We start from the raw sequence: 23,534 nt of genomic DNA on the forward strand, positions 1-23,534 counted from the left end.
TATATGAAATAGGGGGGTGACGATAATGGGTGTTTTGGATATAGTTTTTTAGCAGGGCCTGCTATAGCATTCTGTGTCACTTTAAACCGGTTTGGAGTTAGTTGTGATTGCTATCATCTGTCGTCAAAATATTATCCCGAAAATAGCCATTCTGGCCCTCTGGGGGCTGGTATCCGCAGTGTGTCTGGCTGAAGACAGGGCTGAGCCGCGGGAGGTAGTGGTGGTGGGTAATAACTGGGATGGCACCGCTAATATTTTCTATACCGAGGGCTTTGAGCCTGTTAAGCAGATCAATGTGGTGCCTGACCTCAAACAGCGCATGCAAGAGGTGGCTGATTCCAGTCTGGTTGATCGTCTGTCTTTTTATATGATCCGAACCTTTATTGGCGAGGGCAATGACCAGTTGGTGGACGATATGTTTACCTCCCATGATGGCCGTGTGTTGTACGCCTCCCGCCCCAGTTTTGCGGATGTGGTGGCGATAGATATGAATACCGAAGAGATTATCTGGCGTACCCCGATTGCTGGCGTGCGCTCGGATCATGCGGCCATCTCTCCCGATGGCAGCGTGTTTTTAGTGTCTGCTTCGACAGCGCGAAAAGTTCAAGCGATTGATACCGCCACCGGCAAAATTATCGGTGAATTTGAGTCCGGCGATCAGCCCCATGAAAATACTTATTCCAGAGATGGCAAGCTGATTTATCACGCGAGTATCGGCAAGGTCTATGTGCCCACCACAAGTGCCTGGTTGGATTGGATTAAAGGCGACCGTTGGCTACAGGTGGTTGATGCGCAAACTATGGAAGTAATTAAGCGTATTGATATCGGTGAGAAGTTGGAAGAAGCGGGCATGCCCTGGATTGATAAAGCGGTGCGCCCGATGGTGATCGCTCCCGGTGGGCGGTTTATTTATTTGCAGGTGTCTTTTTTTCACGGTTTTTTTGAGTACGACCTTGAGTTGGATAAGATTACCCGCAAACTGGACTTGCCCGTGCCTGAAGATATTCAGCAATTAAGTTATTGGGATTACCAGCTTAATTCTGCCCACCATGGTATCGCCATGAGCGGTGATGGCAGCAAACTTTGTATCGCTGCAACGATGTCAGGCTATGTGGCGATTGTGGATAGAGAGACTTTTGAGTACCAGACCATTACCTTGTCGGAGCAGTCTCTGGGCTCCAAACCCTATTGGGCTACTGAAAGTGAAGATGGCAAATTCTGTTATGTGTCTGTCAGTGAGCAAGACCGGATGTCAGTGATCTCTTTTGAAACTGGTAAAGAGGTGGAAAGTATACCCGTTGGGGATCATCCCCAGCGGATAAGAACAGGCAAGTATTTGCCGCTGTGAAACTATAAGAAAACATCGCCAATATAGCTTATATTGGCGACGTTAAAGGATTTACTGGCGACGGCGACGATAAGCCAGTGCACCGGCAACACTCACAAACAGACCACCCATAATACCAATCAGTGGTAACTCACTGGCAGTGGCTGGCATTGCTAATGTTTCAATTGCATAGCTTTCTTCTTCTTCAATCTGGTGAATTTCCCAGCGGTCGCCGGGCAGATAAATATTCAGGTTTTGCCCTTTGCTTAATTCATTGATGCGGTAGCTTTTGCCCTGAATTTTAGCGCGGAACTCAGGCTTTACCCTGATTGAGTAACGCTCACTCTTGCTGCCGTCCTCATGCACAAACTTAAAGTTAACATTGCGGCCACTGACTCTGGTTAGCTCAAGTTCAACCAGTGCATATTTGGTCCCTTTGCTTTCCACAACGTCCAAACAGGATTTTGTAATGTCGGGATACTTTTCAATCATTTCAGGCGCAAAATCAATATCCTCACAGGACAGGCCAGCCACTTCCTCCATATTGTGGGCAGCGGCCATAGCTGCTGAATGAAATAAAAATCCTGAAAGTAGCATTAGCGTAATGCCAAAGGTCTTTTTAAATTGTGTCATGTCATTATCTCCAGTTAATTGACAAGTTCACCGTCAAGAGATGCCTTGACGATATAGCGTTGCGGGGCATGCCCGACAAAATAAAAGGGGTAGCAAGTCACCAGTGTGATACTGGTGTCATCGGTATCTCTAAGCACGTCGACATTGTCGGGCTCGGTAATAAATGTTTGATCGATCCGATAGCGAGAAATACCGCTATAGGTTTTTAAGTGAATATAGTCACCGGCTTTGACATCTTTTAAGGCGCGAAAGTAACCGTCTCTATGCCCGGCGATACCAAAGTTTCCTGCTTCGTCGGGTAGGGCAGTGCCAGCAATGCGCGCTACACCACGGTCCATATTTAAATCGCTGGCGCCATTATAAATAGGTACATCCAGTTTAATATTGGGGATGGATAGAACAGCCAGTACCTCGGAGGCTTGTTGCTTAAGGCTGGCATGATAGGCGTCAACCCGCGAGGGTGCCCAGTCTTTAAAGCTGGGTTGAGAGCCTGCGGCTGAGCTTTCAAAAGAGTCGATATCTTGTTGGCGTTGAATTTCACTGCAGCCAGTTTGCCCAAAGAAAATAAGCAACAAGGTTATACCGAGTAACCAGCTAAAGGCTTCGGTTACAGCAAGTACTTTCAGATTCCAGTACCTTGTCATTAGCGTTCCTGTTATTTATTCTCGTTGCAGGAGGATAGGGATAAGTGGTTTTAGGTGTTTTTGTTTTATTTATTTTGATATTTAAAAGATATTTTTAACTTTACATTCTTATATAGCCTTGTCAATTATCATGCGCTTTTTTAACTATATTGGCTAAATAGTTTGGTACTAATTTCGAATTGCTATTACAAGAAATGGCTTTATAACAGGTTTTCTTAGGTTGATGCTTTTGACTGAGCTGTAAATTAATTTTCTCTTCGCTACTGTCTAAAGCCAGTCCGGTGAGTTTGGCGGCAGAGAATGTGTGTAGCTAATATCGTCAGCCTTAATGACAGCGGATAATCCCCGGTAAATTCGTTGGCCGACTAAGGTTATGCTGTTCTTTACGCCAGTCCTCTAAGCCATAGCGGCGCAGGATAAAGTCTAATGCCCCGGTTTTTCTTAGCTCCAATAGCCGATGGTTTTGTATCTTGCAGATCTCTTGCCAGTGTTTGGAGTGCGGTGATAAAGCCAGCCACATAGCATAGGGATCTTCCAGTTGGCCCGCTTCCCGGGTTTTGGCCAGGTTATGGATGGTGCTGGTAAATTTAATCACTTCACTATTATCCAGTACCGCGTCAATCTCATGATTAAATAATTTTTGCAGATTGCGCAGGGTGGTATTGACACTGTTTTCTGTGCCAATGGCCTGAAGTTGCTCAGTGTTTTGATATTTCTCTTTATAGGTTTTAAGGCTTTTATATTCATAGCCTTTCACCACACCTAGCCTAACGGCCGCTAAAGATTCCGGTTGTTTAAAAAACCACTGACTATCTTCCCGGGTCACAAAGATATCAGTACCCACACCGATTTCCTGGCTGGGATAAATCAGTTGCGGCGCATCCAATGGCAGGGTGCCGATAATACCATCCAGTTCGCCACGGCTTGCCCTGACAATAGACTCCATATAGGTCATCATTTCTATTTTAATATGATAAGCGGAGTCGCGAAAAATACTGTCCAATAAATCGATCATATAGCCACGTCTTGCCAATTTGTCATGGGCAGGGTCGCAAATATAGGGGCACCAGTTAGCGGTACCAAAAATCAGGGTGGTTTTTTTTGTTGGGGGTGTTTCGCTTTGCCCGAGGGCATGGCTTGAAATAATAATGAGAAGCGCTATCCATAGACCTAAAGTCTTAATGCCTTTGAGTAGTTGGCTTCTCATTGTCTATAACGGTCGGCTTATAGGGTTTCGGCAACGGCTTTAGCCAGTGCTTGTAATAACTGCTTCTCTGTGGCGACCAGGGCGTCATAGCCATCCGCTTGCAGGGCTTGCTTTTGGGCAAACTGGTAGGCGGCTTTAGTGCGTTTGCCGTCGTTTGAGGTGGTCACTGCCCATGAGGCAACCAGTAGTGCCTGACCATCGTGGGTGCCATGCATCTGGTCTATCTGAATACTAAATTCGGCGGCTGGCTGGCTAAGGCCATTACGCGTGGTGTAAATATCCTTGCCGGTGGCAGCGCTAATTTCATCGGCCATAAATTTATGCAGGCTATGGCGCAGGGGTTCTGCCCATAGGTGCAGTTCCGCGGTATTGATTTGCCCCTCAGCGGTTTCCAAGACCAGGCCGGCTTCATTCAGATAAGTGGCAACAGCTACATGGGTTAATAGCAGGCCATCTTCGCTCATCTGGCGGTTGCTGTTTTCCGGTATATCAGACCGTAACAGATAGTGGTTGTATTTTATGGCTTCGCCAGCACAGGCGCTTAATAGCAAGGCGCCAACAATTAATAGTGAAAGTCTCATGGGCGTTTAGCCTCCGGAGTAGGATCGGTAACTTCAGGGGTTGGTAGCAGGGTGGCGCTTTCGGATAGAGACTCAGATAAGTCACTTAAGCTTTGTAGGGTTTTATTCAGCTCATAGAGCGCACTATTGAGCTCCTGATAGGCCTGTGAGCCTGGCGCCAAACCTTCAAGGGTTGCGTTAAGCTGTTTGGGGATCGATTGCATACTGTCTGATGCCAGTATTTTATCCAGTGATGCCAGGGTTTGGTCTAGCTTGCCGAGTGCACCATTGGCATTGTCGATAGTATCTTCAAGGGGTAACGCATTCACTTTTTCAAGCAGCTGAGCAATACCTTGCTGGATTTTTTCCAGGCCACCCGAAATAGTAGGCAGGGTGGTAAAGTTGGCAAATGAACCTAGTTTAGCCGGTTTTTCATTGGGGTAATAATCCATATTCACATAAAGGCTGCCGGTGAGCAGGTTGCCTGATTGCAAGGTGGCTCTAAGGCCTTTACCCACGCCTGTAGTCACTGCGTGCTGCATTAATTTAAGTCCTTCCTCGTTGTCACCAAGCTCAAATCTGGCGGGTTCTAAATAGATTAATACCGGGATCGGTGAGCCTGTGCCTTCGGTATTAATTTCGATCATTTCTTTAATCATTAAGCGTTCGACTCTACCGATTTTGATACCCCGGTACTCTACCGGTGCGCCGGGTAGCAAGCCGCTAATGGTTTGGTTGAACTGGACGACAAAGTAGCCGCCATATTGATAATCAGGCACCAGTGTTTCATCGTAGTTATCGTATATTTTAAAAATTGCGCCAGCTTTAACCGGTTTGCCGGGCGGTGCATCGGGTGGTTCGCCAAAGGTAATACCACCGGAGATAATGGTATCCAGCGCTTCGGCATTCACACTAAAACCTTCTGCTGAAGCTTTTAAAGAGACACCGCTGACATTCCAAAATCGTACCGAGCTATTAATCAACTTATGAAACGGGGCGTCGATAAAAACGTCATAGCGAATGGTTTGTGTGGCGTCGTTAAAGACCATGCTTTCAACCCGGCCTACCTTGTAGCCTTTATAAAGTACCGAGTCTCCGGCATTAATTGAACTGACTCTTTCGCTCTCCAGGGTTAATCGAATACCCGGAGCTTGTAGGTCTGTTAATGGCGGCAGCTCAAGGCCAGTAAATTCTCTTTTACCTGCTTTGCCATCACCTGGCCCCATTTTAATAAATGCTCCGGAAAGTATGGTGCCCAGACCACTGACACCACCGGCACCAATACGCGCTCGTTCCACCCAAAACTGGGTGTCCTCCCGCAGTAAATCCTGATGTTCTTTTTCCAGTTTTACTGTGACGACTACGCCAGAGGCATCGGGGTTTAAGGTCACCGCTTCGACTTGCCCGATATCTACACTCAGTAGCTTCACCTTGGTTTTTCCCGCTACCAGATCATCGGCACTCTCAAAACTGATTTTGATTTCCGGGCCTTCACTCATAATGGTTTGCACCACCATAAACGCCCCTAGCAGCAGTGCCACAATAGGGAGAATCCAGATACTGGAAAGATGTTTTTTACCGCTGGATACTTTGGGTTGCATATCACTCATTGTTTTCTTCCGTTTGATCCCACATCAATCTTGGGTCGAAGCTTTCCGCTGCAACCATTGTCACTATAACTACACCGGCAAAGGCCAGGGCGGCGGTCCCGGGTCTTATGGCCATTAAGCCCCCCAGATTGACCAGTGCCACCAGTATTGCCACAACAAATACATCGATCATTGACCATTTGCCGACAAATTCTGCCATCCGAAACATTGCGGTGTTTTGCTGGTTAGAGGTTTTGGCCTGTTTTTCCACACACCAGCATAAATAAAATAAGGCAAAGAGTTTGCTCAGTGGCACCATCACACTGGCAATAAAAATAATCGCCGCAATTGGTGCGGAGCCCAGTTCGATCAGAAGTACTACGCCGCCAAGAATGGTACTGGGTTCGGCACTGCCCAGTTGGTCGGTGATCATAATGGGTAGTACATTGGCGGGAATATACAGTATCGATGCGGTGATTAATAAAGCCAGTGTGCGCTGAATGCTGGCTGTTTTTCTAAGGTGCATGGTAGAGCCGCAGCGTGGGCAGTGGTGTTCTGTTGCCGGAGCCAGTTTGTAGCACAGGTGGCAGGAGGCTAAATCTTTAGAGGCTGCAGTAATAGCGGTCATGATGAAGGCTCCGCCGTTAAGTGCTCAATAGCATTCCAGCATTGCACCCGGTCAAGGTTGGAGAGGGCGAGGGTAAAGCAGATAGTAAAACCCGCATAAGCCCAGAATGAAATACCCAGTACTACTGTGGCCATCGAGGCGATTTTAACCAGGCTGACAATAACACCAATTAAAAATACTTCAGCCATGGCCCAATGCTGCAGAGTAAAAACCATGCGGCCGGTTTTCACCAGCATGGGATTAGGGGTGTTGTTGTAAAGCGGAATACAGATGGCCAGCAACAGCAGCAAAATAACCAGTGGGATAACCAGAATAAAGGCGGCCACCAGTATCGACAATTCCGTCATACCGTAGTCATAGAGTCGCAGGGCGGTTTGCGGCAAGGTCATCACACTTTCCAGCCCTGAGGCTTTAAAGGATAAAAACGGAAAGCTGCAGGCCAGGGCTAATAGCACCAGCGCCGATAAGCTATAAGACAGCGAGCGGGCAATGCCGTCATCTTTGTACTGGCAGAGAAAGTGATCACAGCGGGCGCAGTTAGCGGTTTCGCCGTGTTTAAGGTGACTGGTATCCGCTAACAAATCGCAGGATGGGCAAGCTACGAGAAAAGACTGTTTGTTAACGCTGTCGTTATTATTAGTCTGCTTCAATGGTAGACCTTATAAGTATATAAGCCTTTGAATACTAGAGCTTATTCTTAACAAATACCAGAGTTTAAACAACTTATCTGGCCATGATAATACAATGCACGCTATGCTCATACGCAATGGTATGGATTATTGGTTTACAGCTGTGGAGAACAACAAATGACAACAATGACAGCGGCGGTGGTACAGGCAGCGGGTGAGGCATTTATTTTGGAGCAGCGGCCCATCCCGCAGCCCGGCGAAAACCAGTTGCGGATTAAGGTGCAGGCCTGCGGTGTTTGCTTTAGCGATAATGTGATCAAGCAAGGCACGATGCCGGGCTTGGCTTTGCCTCGAGTACCGGGCCATGAAGTGGCTGGTATTGTGGATGCGGTCGGCCCGGGTGTTCAGGGCTGGGCTTTGGGCGATCGTGTGGGGGTGGGCTGGCATGGTGGCCATTGCTTTCACTGTGACCCCTGCCGTGAAGGAGATTTTGTGACCTGTGAAAATAAACAGATTTGCGGGGTGCATTACGACGGTGGTTATCAGGAATATATGTTGGCTCCCGCTGAGGCGTTGGCTCGTATTCCCAATGATTTAACCGATGTTGAAGCGGCGCCACTGCTCTGTGCCGGTGTTACCACTTATGATGCCCTGCGTAATAGTGCTGCTCAGGCGGGGGATTTAGTGGCGGTTCAGGGGATTGGTGGCCTGGGGCATCTGGCTTTGCAGTACGCCGCCAAATTGGGCTTTAAGGTGGTGGCTATTTCCAATGGTGAATCCAAGCGTGAGCTGGCCATGAGCCTTGGGGCCAGTGATTATATTGATAGCTCCGCTGAAGATGCTGGTGCCGCACTACAGCAACGGGGCGGTGCCAAGGTGGTGGTAGTCACAGCTCCCCATGCTGATGCGGTAACCACTCTGGCTGACGGTTTGGGTCGCAATGGCCAGCTTATGCTGGTCGCTATCCTGCACGACCCCATTGTGATCAATTCGCGTCTGCTTATACGTAAGCGAGCGTCTATTCAGGGTTGGCCCTGTGGTTCGGCGATTGATTTTGAGTCAACAATGAAATTTAGTGCCGAACAGGCGGTCAAGGCTCATATTGAACGTTATGCCTTATCAGACATTAATCAGGCCTGGGAGCAGATGATCAGTAATAAGGCCCGTTTCCGCGTTGTTATCGATATGACGCTATAGTTCTTGCAGGTGGGTTGTCCTGCACCTCACTGCCTAAGATCACGCATTCTTTCATGTTTGTTGAAACCAGTATCGTAGGGTGGATTACAATCCACCAAGCCCAGCCATGAGCATCCATACTATAGGTGGATTATAATCCACCCTACGCTAACCCCCTACCCAGTGCAGTTCGTTCCCAGACTATCAAGCACTATCCTGAAGTAGTCTGCCTTAATGCCCTGAGTGCATGTGTTAGATAAGAACAATGCATTTCAGTTATTCTTTGGTTTTACCTATTATTCTTTCCAAGCAAGGCAATCACCTAACAGCGGAGCAACAAAGCGCTGAACCGAGAGAGCCAACCTTATTCGATTTACCATCGAGGTCTCCTGCCCATCCCCTAGGGCAACTCTGGCAGCATGCTTCCCCTGGCATGTTGCCTTTTTTTTAACTGCTAAAAACAGCCAATATCGGGAGCACGCTATGACACTTTTCAACAAACTGCTGATCAATCTGGTCATGGTTGTGCTGATGATTATATTGCTGCCGCTGGTGATGCTTGGACTTGTGTTTACGGTGCTAAAGATCACGGCCTATCGCCAAGGCTGGGTGTCGAAGCCGCTCCATATTCGTGAGCGGCCAAGGTTTGAGAAGGTGATCAATCCAAGGTAAGTCCGTTGCCATCCCCTCGGTAAGCCTTTACATTACTGCCCATCGATAGCGTTGGGCTGCCTCTCCGGCCGCGCTGAACTTGTATGCGGTTAATCTATGTCAGTCACCCTCTATTATATTCATGACCCTATGTGCTCCTGGTGTTGGGGGTTCCGGCCTACTTGGGATGCGCTAAAGCAAGCCCTGCCTGGAGAGGTCTCTCTGGTTAATGTTGCTGGAGGTCTGGCTCGGGACAGTGATCAAATGATGCCCGTGGAGATGCAGCAAACCATAGAGGGTTACTGGCATACCATTCAGGCGCAATTAGGTACGGCGTTTAACTTTGATTTTTGGCGCTTAAATACGCCGCGCCGGTCAACCTATATGGCCTGCCGGGCGGCTATTGTGGCGGCTCAGCATGGTCTGGAAGATGCCATGATTAATGCTATTCAGCAGGCTTACTACTTACAGGCGGTAAATCCCTCTGATATTCAGGTATTGGTAGACCTGGCAGCAGGCTTGGGAGTAAATGCGGAACAATTTCACGTGGATTTGCTTTCGGCCGCCACCGAGGCTGAGTTAACACGTCAAATGGCATTGGCGCGCCGTTTACCAATTGATGGTTTTCCCTCTTTGGTCTTGGAGATAGACCAGCAGGTCTTAAGTATTCAGCGAGATTATTTATCGATGGAGGTGATGCTGGCGCAAATTCATGACGCTATTAAACAATATGGGCGCTAGTGATAAGTCGGTCAGTATAAAATTGCGTTTAGTTATTGATAGCTGGGTCAAATTTTTTCAGTGAAGGTTTTTTTCTTTGTTGTAATTATAAATTCTTATGTTAGTCTCAATAGTTAGGGCCTATAGCCTTAAGTAGTAAATACAGCGTTAACACTATAAATACAATGTCCACCAATAATTAACTATCATACTCATAAGGGGTATATCTATGAAACGGATCGTAGCGGGAATAGTTTTATCAAGTGCATCAGTTATGTCTTTTGCCGGCACTGCCGGTGGTGAAGGCTGTGGCTGGGGACAAATGTTGTTTGATGGCCAGAGCGGCACTGCCACTCACGTACTGGCACTGACGACCAACTCCAGTACCGGTAATAACACCTTTGGTGTCACTTCGGGCACTAATGGCTGTAATGCTTCAGGCACTATCAGCTACGGTGGTAAAGAAATGGTCAATGTTGGTCTCTTTATGGATGAGTTCAGCAGCGATGTTGCACAAGGTGACGGTGAAGTACTTTCAGCTGTAGCCGTGTCTTTGGGTGTTGCTCCTGAAGATCGTGAGCATTTCAAAGCGTCTATGCATGAGAATTTTGCTACATTATTCCCCAGTGAAAATGTAACAACGGAAGACGTGCTAGCGGCCATTTGGTCTGTTATGCAAAATGATGAAACTTTAGCGGTCTACGTATCTTAAGATACCTGAACGTTTGAATGTTTAGTCATTAAAAGCCCCCTCCCGTGTGAGGGGGCTTTTGTATCTGCCTATTAATAATAATTGATGTCAGTTTTTCTATTGAAACTACTTAGCTTACTACTTATCTTTTTTAGCGCATCAGTGCATGCCTCATTATTGCCATGGCTGCAACAAGCCGAGCGCGACCAGTTGGCACAGCAGCGTGAATGGTTAAACCTGCTGCACTATAAATCTCTGGCCGAGCCTGAAAGCTTTGTTGATGATGATAAATTTTTTCTGGCTGCTAATGGTTATGTTGACCCTGCAGCGGAATTACAGGCAACCATCACCGCCTTTTACCAGCAGCCAGTAACCCAGTGTCGTTTTGTCGCACGACGACAATTTCTCTTGGAACAATTGCCGGGTATCGATTTCCCGATTCAAGCCTGTGCAGAGTATCAAGCCTGGCGAGATAAAGTGAATGCCCATAGCGTGGTATTGGTCTTTGCTTCCAGTTATTTAAATAGCCCTTCATCCATGTATGGCCATACTTTTTTGCGGTTTGACCCAGTCGATGTGGAAAGCGGCTCTACGCTATTATCTTATGCCCTGAATTTTGGGGCCAATGCCGATGTTAACGACAATAGCCTGTTATACGCCTATAAAGGCTTATTTGGCGGTTATGAGGGTATGTTTGCAGCGGGTAGTTATATTGAAAAGGTGAAGGAATATTCCCGCCTGGAAAGTCGTGATCTTTGGGAGTATCGCTTAAACCTTGAAGGAGAAGAAATTGATCGCTTAATGGCCCATATCTGGGAATTAAACCTGATTAATTTTGATTATTACTTTTTTGATGAAAACTGTTCTTTCCGTTTGCTGGAATTAATGGAAGTGGCCAGACCCTCTGTGGAGTTAACCGAGACCTTTCCGGTGGTGGCTATTCCCATTGATACCGTGCGTATAGCCGAAGACAATCAGTTGATTGACAGTGTGGTTTATCGGCCTTCCCGGCAAGTTTTATTGGCTGAAGATTTAAGTGAATTTTCTGAAGCGCAAAAAGCCATGGTGTTACGGTTAATGGCAGATCCCGCTTATGCAGACACTGAGGCGTTTTTAGCTCTGGAGCCTGCCAGACAGCGAGCTTTAATTGACAGTAGTTACCGTTTATTACGCTATGACAACGATAAAAGCAGCCGTGACAGTAAGGTAGCGGCCAACAGTTTCCAATTATTAAAACGCTTAACCCGCTACGATAAAGCCTCTCCTGACAATACCTTGGAAGAGCGGCCTGTAGACCCTTTAGATGCCCATGACACCATGCTGGTTTCACCGGTAGTGGGTTATGAAGAAGATGCACCCTATGTTGATTTGGTTTGGCGATATACCTACCACGACCTGTTGGATAACTCACCGGGCTATCCCAGGGATACCTCGCTGAATATGGCGCAGCTAGTCCTGCGTGCCAAAAAGGATGAGTCGCTTCAGTTGCAGCGCTTCGATATTTTGGAAATTAATTCACTGGCCCCTCGCAATGAGTTTTTTAAGCCCATGGCCTGGCGTGTTAATGCCGGTTGGGAACGCCAGTGGACGGAAGCTAAAGATCAGTTAGTGCCCCAGGTTAACGGCGGCTTGGGGGCAAGTTATCGCGGCCCCCTGGATGGCCGGCTATTTGCCATGGTTCGCGGTCGAGTCGAATATAACGAAGGTTTTGATAATAACCTCGATGCTGCGCCGGGTATTGGCGTGGGGTATTTGTTGCAAGGTGAACGGGCTAACACCTTGATCGAAGCAGAGCATTATGAGTTTATCCAAAACTTAAGCCGGTCAACGTTCTCGGTAAACTATCAATGGATGCTATCTAAGGATTCAGCCATAAGAATAGGTTTTAAGCGGAATCTGTTTGAGGGAGAGGGTATCAATGAAACCAGTATTGGCTACCGCGCCTACTTTTAACGGTTGCTCGCTATGAGGCTATTTTCACGGTTAGTACTGTTAGGTTGCGTGCTCTCGCTAACAGCCTGTAGCGGTTTGCTTTTTTTCCCCAGCAAGCAGTGGGTGCGTACCCCGGCCGATATTAACCTCGCCTATGAAGATATCGAATTAGTCACCGCGGATAATATTAAGCTCAGTGCCTGGTGGTTAAAGACGGATCAGCCCGTGAAAGGCACGGTATTGTTTTTACATGGCAATGCCGAAAATATCAGTACTCATATTGCCAGTGTGCACTGGCTGCCTGAGCGTGGTTATCAGGTCTTAATGCTGGATTACCGGGGTTATGGCCGCTCAGAAGGGACGCCTTCATTGCCTGCTGTGTTTATGGATATTGAAGCGGGTTTTAACTGGCTGAAAAATAGCGAGGACGTCGCGGGCAAGCCGGTTTTTCTGTTGGCACAAAGCCTGGGTGCTGCTATGGGCGGCTTTAGTGTGGGGGATAACCCCGAGTTCAGAAATATGCTGAATGCGGTGGTATTGGATGCAGGTTTTGGCAGCTATAGTGAGATCGCTAAAGAGGTGGCTTCCCGCAGTTGGCTTACCTGGCCATTTCAATACCCTGTAGCCTGGTCTATGCCGGATGAATATAACCTGGATGCAGTGATTCACCAGATTAGCCCTACGCCGTTATTAATTATCCACGGTACACAGGATGCGGTTATTCCTTTTGCGGAAGGGGAGCGGCTATTTGGTTTGGCGGTAAAGCCAAAATCTTTTCTGCGTTATGATGGCCCACATATAGGGACTTTTTATGATGTGGGTAACAGGGATTTATTGCTGCAGTTTTTTAACAACTCAACAACCGCGCAATAACTCATTACCCAGCCCCATCTCCTGTCATTCCCGCGAAGGCGGGAATGACAGCATAACAGGCCTTATAAGAAAACCTTAGGCGTATACATACCATGGAAGCCCTGCGGCATATGGAAGTCCAGCTTGATCGTTGCCATAGGCTCACTAAAGTTCTGGCTGTCGATAAGCACCACTTCAGTTTTATTGGTATTGCCGTTATAGACATAAACCATTACATAAAACTCATCTTCAGACGTCGAGCCGGGTTTGGCAACCATTAACGGTTCGCCATTAAAGCGGTAAGAGCCAAAGTCATGGGTTTCTACTTTGCCGGTTAAGCGGTCAATTTTCTGCACAGCACCAAAGTACGTTCTGGGGCCTTCACCCGTATAAGCGGTGGCGACGGCATAACGGTTTTCTGTAGTGGTGCGGCGCCAATCCCATTGTGGGAATTCACCTTCAAGGGCATCGTTAATATACTCTGATTGAACCTGACGACTTTTCAGGTTAACAATAAAGCGTTTATAGCGTGCAGCACCGGCCCTGAAGTTGACATCATCAGAGAAGATATTCATTGGCTCGGTAGGGTTTTCAGGTGTTGGGTAGGCACCGTCTTTGGTTTCCATCATATCAAAATGGATTTCACCGTTTTTCTCGTAGGCATTGCCAAAGTGCAAGCAGGAGACGGGGTCAATTTCAATACTATCGACACGCTGTAAGGTGTGAAGATCAATAATAATAATTTTGTTGGCCAGACTCTTATCAAACTTCATTAAGTCTGCCATAGACTCGTTTTTCAACATGGTCATAAACAGATTGCCATGGAGGGAAACCGAAGATTGAACAAAAACAGCGTAGTTTTCTGTTAGTGCAAAGTCGTGTAGCAGGGGTATAAAGTCTAACTCAAAAACTTGCCGTTGTACCATCTGCCCCTTGGGGTCGATTTTGTAAAGTTCAAAGCCGGGTTTGAGTCCTTTTAAGCTGACATCAAAACAAATACCGAAATTATAGTAGTAGCCGGTTTTGGGATTGATTTTACCGTGGGCGCTAAAAACATTGGCTTTACCCAGGCTGTCGTCATACGTGTATTCGCCAACCGTATCCAGCGAAGCGGGGTCAACCTGATAGGGGCGGCCACCTTCGTTTAAGGCCAGAAATTTATCATTGTGTAGAATGAGCCCAGTATTGGCCGGGTTGGCTGGTGGGGCAAAGCGTTTAAAGAAGTTACCCTTGGGTGCGCCACCAAAACCGCGATACAGCATTTTACCTGCGGCTGTTTCATCGACATACTTGGGCGTGCGAATAAATTTATTAGCAAAGTGAACCTTGCCATCAACAAAGGTGGTTCTGCCAACCATACCGTCGCCATCAAACCAATTAAGAAATTCCTCATCACCAATTTTTAAACGGCCCGGGCCGTTACGAAAAAAGGTGCCGGTTAAATCTTCAGGAACTTTACCTTCAATATCCTCGACCCAATAATCGAATTCCTGTTCCTGTGCTTCAAAATTTCCTTTGATGGTGGCTTGTGCTGTGCTCATGGTTTGTCTCTGCTTTATTAGTATGATTCAGGTGTTTCAGCACTTTACCACCTCATTGTGTGGTTTTCGAGCCTGATTAATCCAGATCGCTGGCGTTATGGCGCTCTGCCACTTGTTCATCCTCTTCTCCCCATACGCGGTTTACTTTTCGCCCTCGCTTTACTGCTGGCCGATTATGTATTTCTTCGGTCCAGCGTTGCACATGCTTATAGCTCTGCACGTCAAGGAACTCGCCCGCTTCATACAATTTACCCATTACCAAACCACCGTACCAGGGGTAGATGGCAATATCGGCCACGGTATATTCGTCACCACAAAGAAAGCGTCGATTCGCCAAATTTTGATCTAGAACATCTAATTGGCGTTTAACTTCCATGGTGAAGCGATCAATCGGGTATTGCCATTTTTCCGGGGCATACGCATAGAAGTGACCAAAACCTCCGCCGAGATAAGGGACGCTGCCCATCTGCCAGAAAAGCCAGGAAAGACATTCGGCTTTAGCGGAGAGATCGGTGGGTAAGAAGGCATTAAATTTTTCTGCCAGATATAAAAGAATTGCGCCAGATTCAAATAAGCGAGTGGGCGGTGTGGTGCTATGATCAAATAGCGCTGGAATTTTAGAATTGGGGTTGGCGCTAACAAAACCGGAACTAAATTGATCGCCCTCCATAATATTGACCAGCCAGGCATCGTACTCAGCTTCGCTATGCCCCAGTGCCAACAGTTCTTCCAGCATAATGGTGACTTTTACGCCATTGGGGGTGGCTAATGAATAGAGTTGTAGTGGATGCTTGCCAACTTGCAGCGCTTTTTCATGGGTGGCGCCACTCACCGGACGATTAATATTGGCAAACTTACCGCCTTCGGCATCAGCATCCCATTGCCATACGGTCGGTGGTGTATAGGTCGGAGGGTTACTCATAGGGAGATTCCATTTAGGGTTTCAATAGAGGGTTTGGGGTAGTGCTGTGTAGCCTAAAGCTTGCTGATATTATTCGCTATTATTAATCAAAGCTAATAAATAATTAAGTCGGTCTTCAGCGACGGTCATTTCCAGTAGATGTTGTTTTAGACTGGCATCCATTCCTAAGAGTCCATTAATTGCAAAGCTAAATTCCGTCGCAGAAATGGTATTCCAATATTCGCCATTAAGAATATCCTGAGCATCCGGAGATTCCTGAGTGACAACCAGTAATTGCGCTAATAGGTCTTTTTTTAATTGCTCTAGTGAGGCGTGATCCTCAACTGGGCTATCTTGCACGGGGGTGCATTGCCAAATACCGAAGGGCAGGGTTTGCACTTCCTGTTGTAACTCCAGCCGTTGCGCCATATCCACCATAATAGCCATTCTACCGTCTTCCAGTTCTTCCAGTATTTCTACCTTGCCCGCGCTAAATACGGTGCATGGTTTATAGGTGGACTGGTTACTGTTAAGGGTGTCTTCCAGCGTTTGTTGTTTTTTATTGCTATGGAGGATTTTTTCAGTATGGCAAACCCCCATTAGCATATCGTTATCGAGGCAGTGCTTCACCATCTTCCGATAGCGGGGCTCAAATACATGCAAGGGGCAGGGCACCCCAGGGAAATTAACCGCATTGGGGATGGGGAATAAAGCGACTGTTATCGTGTTCATAGTCATTCCTTACGTTTTAAAACCCAAAGCAGATTAGTCTGTTTTGAACTATAGCACTCTGCTTATAGTAAAAAATTCACTATAGAAATCAGGGTCTAAAGTGTCTTATGGGCCGTAGTACTGGTAACAGTTTAATAAATTGGAGAGCCATTATGATCACTACTGCTTCAAGCCTAACACAGTTACTGTTACGACTAGGATTATTGAGTGCTCTGCTACTGGGAGGTTCCATGGCGCTATCACTTGAGCAGCCGGATTATACGGTGATTTACGAGCAGGGGGATATTGAGTATCGCTATTACGATGCCTACCTGGTGGTCGAAACGGTGATTGAGAATGATCAGAAATATAAGTCGGCGGCCAATGAAGGTTTTCGGCGTTTATTTCGCTATATCTCTGGCAATAATAAAAAGGGTGACGAAATTGCTATGACTAAGCCGGTGCAACAAGTTAAAACCAGTGAAACCATTGCATTGGATGATATCTCTATAGAGTCTACTGTTAGGGCGGGTAACTATGCCGTGAGTTTTGTATTGCCAAAAAAATACAATGCGGTGACAGCGCCTCAGCCTCTTGATCCCAGAGTGTCAGTAGTGATGCTGCCTGCTAAGACGGTTGCAGTTTATCGCTATTCTGGCCGCTGGACAGAAAGTAATTTTAAACGCAGCAGTGCCAAACTTAATCAATCATTACAGCAGCAAGCGGTTAATGCGATTGGTGAGGTTAGAAGTGCTTTTTATAATGCCCCCTTTATGCTGCCATTTTTGCGCAGAAATGAGGTGTTGGTAGAGGTGAGTAATTTGCCCGAAAGCTATACCCAGCAGGGTGGTGATCTGGCTGCTACTTTATATTAAGCGTCCAGTATCTGTTTAACCCTTTGTTGGATAGCCGGTACTCTATCGGTTTCAAACCAGGGGTTTTTCTTTAGCCAAATATTATTGCGCGGGCTGGGGTGGGGCAGTAGTAATTTCTCCGGCCAGTAATCTTGCCAGTCTAAAACCTGTTCCGTCAGGTTTTTTTTCGTCTTGCCCAAATGATAGTCCATGGCATATTTGCCGACGACAATAATTAGTTGCAGTTGTTCTAATTGTTCGAGCAGTGGTTTGCGCCAGGTCTCTGCGCATTCCGGGCGGGGTGGCAGGTCGCCTGATTTGCCTTTGCCGGGATAACAAAAGCCCATAGGGACTATGGCGAATTGTTCCGGGTTGTAGAAGGTGGCTTTATCAATACCCAGCCATTCCCGTAGGCGGTTGCCGCTGGCATCATCAAAGGGAATGCCTGAAGCGTGGACTTTAGTTCCCGGTGCTTGTCCCGCTATCAGGATTTTGGCATCGGGGTGAATTTGAAAGACGGGTCTTGGACCCAGTGGTAAATGCTTTTCACAGAGCGTGCAGTTGCGTGCTTCTGATACCAGAGTCATAAAGTTATTCATACAGCTATCCCTCAGCGTGTTTAACTTTGTGATGAAGATTGACTATCCAGCGGCCATACAGATAAAACCCCAGTGCAGAGGCAAAGCCAACCGCGCTCATTATATACCACATTAAACCCACGCTATTACCGCTATACAATAGCTCTGTTGCGTCCTGTGTGGATAGTGCGGTAACTATAAGCATGTTGTCAAAGGCTTCGCCAATGGGGATGTTGGCGACGGCCTGTGCTGTCATTCCGTAGGCCGTGAGAAACTCTCTGGCTAAGGTGTCTTTTGCGGCCCATTTGTCGTACATCATTGGCGCTGTAGCCGCTTCCAGTGTCCAGCCAAAAAATAAGGGCAGTTGCGAGAAGCCCAGATACATGGCTTTTTTATCGGTGGGTGCAAAATTTCCCAGATACTCAGTAAATTTGGGACTTGAAAACATCTCTCCCATACTAAATACAATAATCGCAAATACGATCAGCCAGGCGGCATTGGCGCTGGCGATAATCAGTAATGCTGCGGAAGAAAACAATGTACCGAGAGTAATAGAATTGATGGCTTTCAGTTTTGCTGAGAGGGCTGCAAAGATAAAACAGCTCAGCATAATAAGTCCGGCGTTGAGGTTCATTAAGCCTTCTGGTTTGATCGTTAGCCCTGACTTATCCATGCCCAGTAAAAACTGTGTGACCGGATTGCTGGTTCCCTCAGTGCCAAACAGGCTGCTAACGATAACCGTGGTATCCACCCAATCGCGGATAAATACCGGCAAGATGTCAAACAGGGAGTTAAACATATACCAGAATGCAGAAAATAAAATCAGGTAGGCGAGCAATACCGGGTTTTTTAATTCGCTGATGGATTCAATCACTAAGTTGGATTGTTTTTTCTCGCCGCGTTGAATTGCGGCTTTTTGTGCCAGGCGTTCTGCTTTGTCGGGCTCTTTATACATCAGCAATAATAATAAATTGCAGCTGATAATCACTATGCAGGCAATAAATACCTGTTGCCAGGAAAACTGCCGTAATGAGGCTGCGACAATAGGCCCTAAAAAACCACCGATATTGACGGTTTGGTAAAAAATGCCCCAGGCCATGGAGGAATTTTGTCGGTTGCTGGCTTTGATCAGTGTGCCCATAATGCCGGGCTTAAAAATACCAGTGCCCAGTGCTAAGAGGATAGCGCCAACAAAGAAGCCGTTATAACTGGGAAAGTAGGCCATAACGGCATAGCCAGCCATTTTGACTAACGTAGAAATAAAGATAGTTTCTTTGTAGCCAATACGGTCAGATAGCCCGCCGGTAAAAACGGGTACCAGTGATTGCACCATGGCCCAGAAGGTTAGGATAATGCCAAAGTCTGTCATCGAAACACCAAGGCCGCCGGCGGAAACCGGATCATTGGCATAGAGCGAGGCCACAACTTTTACCCCGTAATAGGCAAGCCGCTCTACCATTTCCATCCCTGCCACAATCCAGAATACATAGCTGAGTGAGGCGATAGAAGCGAACAGGCCGAGCTGTTTAATATCCTGCGCAGCACTAAGGGTTTGTTGGGTATTTTTATTCAGCATAGGGAGTATTTATATCGGCGTAATCAGTTTACCAATCATTGATGCTTTTCTTTCATCGACACCTGCTGCATGGCTGTAGCTATGCCATTGTGCGGTTGCTGATCTAACATCATCAATTAATCTTTTGGCTGCGCTGCGGTTTAGTCCCTGCCGTTTGGCAATGCTTAGAAAATCTGTATCGTCGATATCTTTGCGTTTGCGGTTAACCGTCATTTGGTGGCTATTGGTAAACTCACCCTCAGGGTTAAAGGCGTAAGTCACATCATAGGCGGGGCTCAGTTGCCACTGCCCGGATTTGTCCATTAAAAATGAAATCTGTTTGCTGTGGTCGTCTCGATTATAGGCCAGCACATTAAAGACCATGCGCAAAAAAAGTTGCTCTTTAGCAGCCATGCCCAGACCAAGCTCGTTACACATTAAAAACGCTTGTTCATAAGAGGTACTGCCCGGGCTATTAAAATCATGGTGGCCTAGAGCGCAAAGGGATTGCATATGCAGCTTTTGGCCATCATCGCTACGATCGAAACGCCTGGTCATAAAGTGGGCCCGGCCATGTTCTTCCATTAAGCGGCATTGGGTCATTTCAATCCCCGCCTCTCTGGCCATCAGGTGGTAGGCGTATTCGATTCGGCCATAGCCTTTGGGGTCGGCCAATTCTTTGTCTTTATTATGGGTAACGCCATCAAATTTAAGCAGCCAATAACTATAGCCATCTCCGGCATCAATTTGCCCTGAGCGAACCTGATTGGTGCTTTCATTCCAGGCGATAATAGCTTTGGCGCGGGCGCCGCCGGCGGAGGTTCCCACGGCCAGAATTTTACTTAAGCCTTCCACATTGCTGGCAGTATTGCCGGTTTTTAATTCAAATTGCTGGGCTTCTTTGAGTGTTAGTATAGTGGAAGAAAGCTCCACTAACTCTTCAATATTTAATGACAGTGCCTCGTTGATGTTCTCATTGATGGTGGGTTGGAATTCCAGTGCCCCCATACCCCGTCTGCCCACATACATCAATCGCTCTACGGCATTAAATGACTGTGGTGTGCGTCCGGTTTCTGCCAGCCATTGGTTAATAACATCGTTGCCAAATTTATCGGGCAGTGAGTCTGCCAACAGGCCGGGCAGGCCTTTGTAGGTGTCTCTGTTGAGGTTGGGGAAGCTGTACACTTCATTGCTTAGGGGCATCATTGCAGGTGATAGTTCAATACCCATTTCCCGAAAGCCGCGATCATATTCAAAGGCGGCTACCTCTCTTTCAGGGTCCCAGGCCACAAAGCCGACAGTGGCTCCCCATAGGGTGACTTCACCGGCGTTCATGGCTGATCTTCAGGCCATACGATATTGGCCTTGTTGCTTGCGCTGGTGTTGCTTTGCTTGCTGCGCCTTACCCGGCTTTTGCGTGGCTTATTGTCCACCGAGTACTTGGCTTTGGTGCTGGCCACTATTTCATAGGGCGAGAATGAAGGTGTGTCCAGTGCTGTGAGCATGTCATCCAGCCGCCCCAGTTGCCCAATCACTTTGAGCAGGCCGTCGGATTTAACAATTTCTCCGGCCTCTATACGTTGTAGCGTGCGCTCTGATACCCCGGCTTCATAGGCCAGTTCCGACTGTTTGAGGTTTTTGCCAATTCGCAGCTTGGCGATTTTATTGCCTAGCTCTTTGATATCGTTGTTAATCATAGTGGAGCGCCAATGCTAGCCAGTGGTTCTGGTGTTGTAATTAATAAGCGACATTTAAGTCGATTAAAGAAGTGAATTTATCTTAATATGACATATATGACGGATTATAGAGTAGTCTTTGTTGTCAGGTAAAGATATTATTTTAAGTCGCCAGTTGAGTCGCTTTATAATTATATTGTGACTTAATATGACTAAAGTGTCGTTTTTTATGGGATTTTTAGTTGGCCATTGCTTTGGCAAACTCTGTATTGGCGAGGGCGGGGAATAGGTCTGATAGTTTGCTCAGGTAATACCAAAACCAATAGCGCAGCTTATCCCATAGGTTGTCCATGGCGATTTCATCATGCAGGTCATGGTTTCTCTGGCGTAAATAGCCGTGGATTTTATCCACCTCTTCGGGGCTTAGGTTGGCATAAAAGCCTACCATCCCTTTATGGGTAAGCAGGCCAGCCAATACAATAGCCTGGAAATTCTGGTGGGACTCTTCGCTCATATAGCGAAGGTCGGGTACTACGCTGCTGGCATCGGCGCTAATGCCGTGGCAAAAGCCACAATTATTTTCAAATAGTGTCTCTCCGGCAATAAGGTCTTCCTCACTGAGTGTATGGGCTTCGATGGTCGGTGGAGTAGCCCGTTGGCTAGTGGTGTTACTATGTTGCTCAGCTGCTGTCGCTTGTAGTTTAAAAACCAGCAGGCGATTCGGATTTTTAGGCTTGGCGGGGTTGCTGGCATTAGGGAATTTTACCCCCATGGCCATCATCATACTGCCACCGGAGCCTTGGGCAACGGCAATATATTGCTCGCCATCCAGGCTGTAACTAATGGGGCCAGCAAGGACCGCACTATCGGCCTGAAAGCTCCAGAGACGTTTGCCATGGTCGGCGTCGTAGGCGTGAAAGCCTCCCAGACCGGTTCCCTGAAATACCAGACCACCTGCCGTGGCCAATACGCCACCGTTAACCGGTAGGGGGTGTTTCACTTCCCAGCGCATACGTCTGGCAATAGGGTCCCAGGCGCTTAAGTAACCGCGCACCAGGGCGTCTTGTGTAGCCTTTGCTTTCATCGGGTCTTTCGGGTCCGAAAAAGCGGTAAAATCGGTGCCGGTATTCCAGCGGTTGGGTTTGAAGGTGAATTTTTTATCGGCTTGATAAACTCCGGGAGCGTGCTGTTTGGGGATATAGACCAACTGGGTGTCGGGGTTATAGGCCATGGGTTGCCAATTGTGGGCGCCAAAAGGGGCGGGCCAGAGAACCGACTTTCCTGTTTGCTGGTAATTAGCCACTGGGTTTTCAATTGGTCTGCCGGTGGCCATATCAATATGGCTGGCCCAGTTCACCTGTGCATAGGCATCGGCGGAGAGTAATTCGCCAGTGCGCCTGTCCAGCACATAGAAAAAGCCATTTTTGGGTGCTTGCATAATGACCTGACGAGGTTTGCCATCAATGGTTAACTGCGCCAGTATCAAATGCTGGGTAGCGGTGTAATCCCAGTTATCTTTAGGGGTAACCTGGTAGTGCCAGACGTATTCGCCGCTATTGGGCCGTAGCGCAACAATGGAGTTAAGGTATAAGTTATCACCGCCTCCAGGACTGCGAATATCTCGATTCCAGGGGGAGCCATTGCCGGTACCGATATAAAGCAGGTCGAGTTCCGGGTCGTAAGCCATGGCATCCCATACTGTACCGCCACCACCGTATTTCCACCATTCACCGTTCCAGCTATCAACAGCAGCTTCAAGGGCCTGGTTTTCTTGTGGGCTGGCGGGATTGCCGGGGACGGTATAAAAGCGCCATAGTTGCTCACCGCTAACGGCATCGTAAGCGGTGATATAACCTCTGGCGCCCAGTTCAGCGCCGCCATTACCGATAATGACTTTGCCATCAATAATACGCGGAGCACCAGTAATGGTGTAATGGCTATTGGGTTCAGTGGTTTGTACTGACCAGAGCTCTTTCCCCGTGGCTGAATCAATGGCGATTAAGCGGCCATCAAAACTGCCCACATAAACCCGGGTTTGCCCGTCCGATGACCAGAGTGCGGCACCTCGGTTGGCGGGGCCGCAACAGCTATTCACTAAGTGGGCTTTATTAACGTTGGGGTCGTAGTGCCAGCGTTGCTTGCCTGTGCGCGCGTCAATGGCAAAGACATGGCTCCAGGGAGTGGTGACATAGAGTACGCCTTGATGGATCAGCGGGGTGGCTTCCATCACTCTGGCCGTTGGGAAGGTAAAAGACCAGGCTAGCCCCAGTTGACTGACATTGTCTGTCGTAATTTGCTGTTGCGGGCTAAAGCGTTGCTCTGTGTAATCCCGGCCATAGTTAAGCCACTCATCGCCAGGGTTGGACAGGCTGTTGCTATTGACTTGGCTGGCTACTGGTAAGCTTAAGCTTATAGTAAGCCAGCCAGCAATTAGCGCTGTGATCATAGGATTATTCATACAGCCTGCTGCCCTTTAAGA

Annotated in this window: 23 protein-coding genes; 8 read left to right on the plus strand and 15 right to left on the minus strand. The window is 47.6% G+C overall.

The window, feature by feature from the left end; all coding sequences use genetic code 11:
• The first annotated feature begins 103 nt into the window (after nucleotides 1–103).
• Complete coding sequence (locus tag BST96_RS14115) at nucleotides 104–1,348, plus strand: YncE family protein (RefSeq protein ID WP_157117960.1); 1,245 nt, start codon at nucleotides 104–106, stop codon at nucleotides 1,346–1,348.
• 51 nt (nucleotides 1,349–1,399) lie between these two features.
• On the opposite strand, the gene BST96_RS14120 is transcribed toward BST96_RS14115, so the two are convergent.
• The 7 genes from BST96_RS14120 to BST96_RS14150 form a co-directional block, all read right to left on the minus strand.
• Nucleotides 1,400–1,960 carry a hypothetical protein gene (locus tag BST96_RS14120; RefSeq protein WP_085759325.1) on the minus strand — a complete coding sequence of 187 codons (561 nt, stop codon included), beginning with the start codon at nucleotides 1,958–1,960 and terminating at the stop codon, nucleotides 1,400–1,402.
• A gap of 14 nt (nucleotides 1,961–1,974) precedes the next feature.
• The gene (locus tag BST96_RS14125) at nucleotides 1,975–2,604 is read right to left on the minus strand and encodes a class D sortase (protein WP_085759326.1); all 630 of its coding nucleotides are present in this window, start codon (nucleotides 2,602–2,604) and stop codon (nucleotides 1,975–1,977) included.
• Nucleotides 2,605–2,929: 325 nt separating this feature from the next.
• Complete coding sequence (locus tag BST96_RS14130; RefSeq protein WP_085759327.1) at nucleotides 2,930–3,811, minus strand: substrate-binding periplasmic protein; 882 nt, start codon at nucleotides 3,809–3,811, stop codon at nucleotides 2,930–2,932.
• Nucleotides 3,812–3,828: 17 nt separating this feature from the next.
• A complete protein-coding gene (locus BST96_RS14135) occupies nucleotides 3,829–4,392 on the minus strand; it encodes a PqiC family protein (RefSeq protein ID WP_085759328.1) in 564 nt (187 codons plus the stop codon).
• Nucleotides 4,389–5,981, minus strand: a complete 1,593-nt coding sequence (pqiB, locus tag BST96_RS14140; RefSeq protein WP_085759329.1) for an intermembrane transport protein PqiB — start codon at nucleotides 5,979–5,981, stop codon at nucleotides 4,389–4,391. The genes BST96_RS14135 and pqiB overlap by 4 nt, the downstream gene beginning before the upstream one ends.
• Nucleotides 5,974–6,588 carry a paraquat-inducible protein A gene (locus BST96_RS14145; protein WP_085759330.1) on the minus strand — a complete coding sequence of 205 codons (615 nt, stop codon included), beginning with the start codon at nucleotides 6,586–6,588 and terminating at the stop codon, nucleotides 5,974–5,976. The genes pqiB and BST96_RS14145 overlap by 8 nt, the downstream gene beginning before the upstream one ends.
• Nucleotides 6,585–7,238, minus strand: coding sequence for a paraquat-inducible protein A (locus BST96_RS14150; RefSeq protein ID WP_085759331.1), 654 nt, complete (start codon nucleotides 7,236–7,238; stop codon nucleotides 6,585–6,587). Before BST96_RS14150 ends, BST96_RS14145 begins: the two co-directional genes overlap by 4 nt.
• Before the next feature lie 156 nt (nucleotides 7,239–7,394).
• On the opposite strand from BST96_RS14150, the gene BST96_RS14155 reads away from it, so the two are divergent.
• From BST96_RS14155 to BST96_RS14180, 6 genes are all read left to right on the plus strand, one after another.
• A complete protein-coding gene (locus BST96_RS14155) occupies nucleotides 7,395–8,414 on the plus strand; it encodes an alcohol dehydrogenase (RefSeq protein ID WP_085759332.1) in 1,020 nt (339 codons plus the stop codon).
• A gap of 462 nt (nucleotides 8,415–8,876) precedes the next feature.
• Nucleotides 8,877–9,065 (plus strand): hypothetical protein, encoded by a 189-nt coding sequence (locus BST96_RS14160; protein ID WP_085759333.1) that lies wholly within the window; start codon nucleotides 8,877–8,879, stop codon nucleotides 9,063–9,065.
• A gap of 96 nt (nucleotides 9,066–9,161) precedes the next feature.
• Nucleotides 9,162–9,785, plus strand: coding sequence for a DsbA family protein (locus tag BST96_RS14165; protein ID WP_085759334.1), 624 nt, complete (start codon nucleotides 9,162–9,164; stop codon nucleotides 9,783–9,785).
• A gap of 208 nt (nucleotides 9,786–9,993) precedes the next feature.
• Nucleotides 9,994–10,476: a DUF3015 domain-containing protein gene (locus tag BST96_RS14170; RefSeq protein WP_085759335.1), complete on the plus strand. Its 483-nt coding sequence runs from the start codon at nucleotides 9,994–9,996 to the stop codon at nucleotides 10,474–10,476.
• 99 nt (nucleotides 10,477–10,575) lie between these two features.
• Nucleotides 10,576–12,408 carry an Lnb N-terminal periplasmic domain-containing protein gene (locus tag BST96_RS14175; protein WP_169714003.1) on the plus strand — a complete coding sequence of 611 codons (1,833 nt, stop codon included), beginning with the start codon at nucleotides 10,576–10,578 and terminating at the stop codon, nucleotides 12,406–12,408.
• 12 nt (nucleotides 12,409–12,420) lie between these two features.
• The gene (locus BST96_RS14180) at nucleotides 12,421–13,260 is read left to right on the plus strand and encodes an alpha/beta hydrolase (RefSeq protein WP_085759337.1); all 840 of its coding nucleotides are present in this window, start codon (nucleotides 12,421–12,423) and stop codon (nucleotides 13,258–13,260) included.
• A gap of 62 nt (nucleotides 13,261–13,322) precedes the next feature.
• Here the strand turns inward: BST96_RS14180 and BST96_RS14185 are convergent, their stop codons facing one another.
• The 3 genes from BST96_RS14185 to BST96_RS14195 form a co-directional block, all read right to left on the minus strand.
• Nucleotides 13,323–14,780, minus strand: coding sequence for a carotenoid oxygenase family protein (locus BST96_RS14185; protein ID WP_085759338.1), 1,458 nt, complete (start codon nucleotides 14,778–14,780; stop codon nucleotides 13,323–13,325).
• A 76-nt stretch (nucleotides 14,781–14,856) separates the two neighbouring features.
• The gene (gene yghU, locus BST96_RS14190) at nucleotides 14,857–15,702 is read right to left on the minus strand and encodes a glutathione-dependent disulfide-bond oxidoreductase (protein ID WP_085759339.1); all 846 of its coding nucleotides are present in this window, start codon (nucleotides 15,700–15,702) and stop codon (nucleotides 14,857–14,859) included.
• Between the two features lie 69 nt (nucleotides 15,703–15,771).
• Nucleotides 15,772–16,413 (minus strand): LON peptidase substrate-binding domain-containing protein, encoded by a 642-nt coding sequence (locus tag BST96_RS14195; protein ID WP_169714004.1) that lies wholly within the window; start codon nucleotides 16,411–16,413, stop codon nucleotides 15,772–15,774.
• Nucleotides 16,414–16,565: 152 nt separating this feature from the next.
• Here BST96_RS14195 and BST96_RS14200 point away from each other — a divergent pair, with 152 nt between their 5' ends.
• A complete protein-coding gene (locus BST96_RS14200; RefSeq protein ID WP_169714005.1) occupies nucleotides 16,566–17,267 on the plus strand; it encodes an SOUL family heme-binding protein in 702 nt (233 codons plus the stop codon).
• On the opposite strand, the gene BST96_RS14205 is transcribed toward BST96_RS14200, so the two are convergent.
• The 5 genes from BST96_RS14205 to BST96_RS14225 form a co-directional block, all read right to left on the minus strand.
• On the minus strand, nucleotides 17,264–17,845 hold the full coding sequence (locus BST96_RS14205) for a uracil-DNA glycosylase family protein (protein ID WP_085759342.1): 582 nt from the start codon (nucleotides 17,843–17,845) through the stop codon (nucleotides 17,264–17,266). The two genes, BST96_RS14200 and BST96_RS14205, sit on opposite strands and share 4 nt — an antisense overlap.
• Before the next feature lie 4 nt (nucleotides 17,846–17,849).
• A complete protein-coding gene (locus tag BST96_RS14210) occupies nucleotides 17,850–19,400 on the minus strand; it encodes an MFS transporter (RefSeq protein WP_085759343.1) in 1,551 nt (516 codons plus the stop codon).
• Between the two features lie 9 nt (nucleotides 19,401–19,409).
• A complete protein-coding gene (locus tag BST96_RS14215) occupies nucleotides 19,410–20,714 on the minus strand; it encodes a type II toxin-antitoxin system HipA family toxin (protein ID WP_085759344.1) in 1,305 nt (434 codons plus the stop codon).
• Nucleotides 20,711–21,076, minus strand: a complete 366-nt coding sequence (locus tag BST96_RS14220) for a helix-turn-helix transcriptional regulator (protein WP_085759345.1) — start codon at nucleotides 21,074–21,076, stop codon at nucleotides 20,711–20,713. The genes BST96_RS14215 and BST96_RS14220 overlap by 4 nt, the downstream gene beginning before the upstream one ends.
• Nucleotides 21,077–21,293: 217 nt before the next feature.
• Nucleotides 21,294–23,501, minus strand: a complete 2,208-nt coding sequence (locus BST96_RS14225; RefSeq protein ID WP_169714006.1) for a PQQ-dependent dehydrogenase, methanol/ethanol family — start codon at nucleotides 23,499–23,501, stop codon at nucleotides 21,294–21,296.
• Nucleotides 23,502–23,534 lie beyond the last annotated feature (33 nt).

Origin of the sequence: Oceanicoccus sagamiensis (assembly GCF_002117105.1) — a bacterium.
In the GTDB taxonomy this organism is placed as follows: domain Bacteria; phylum Pseudomonadota; class Gammaproteobacteria; order Pseudomonadales; family Dasaniaceae; genus Oceanicoccus; species Oceanicoccus sagamiensis.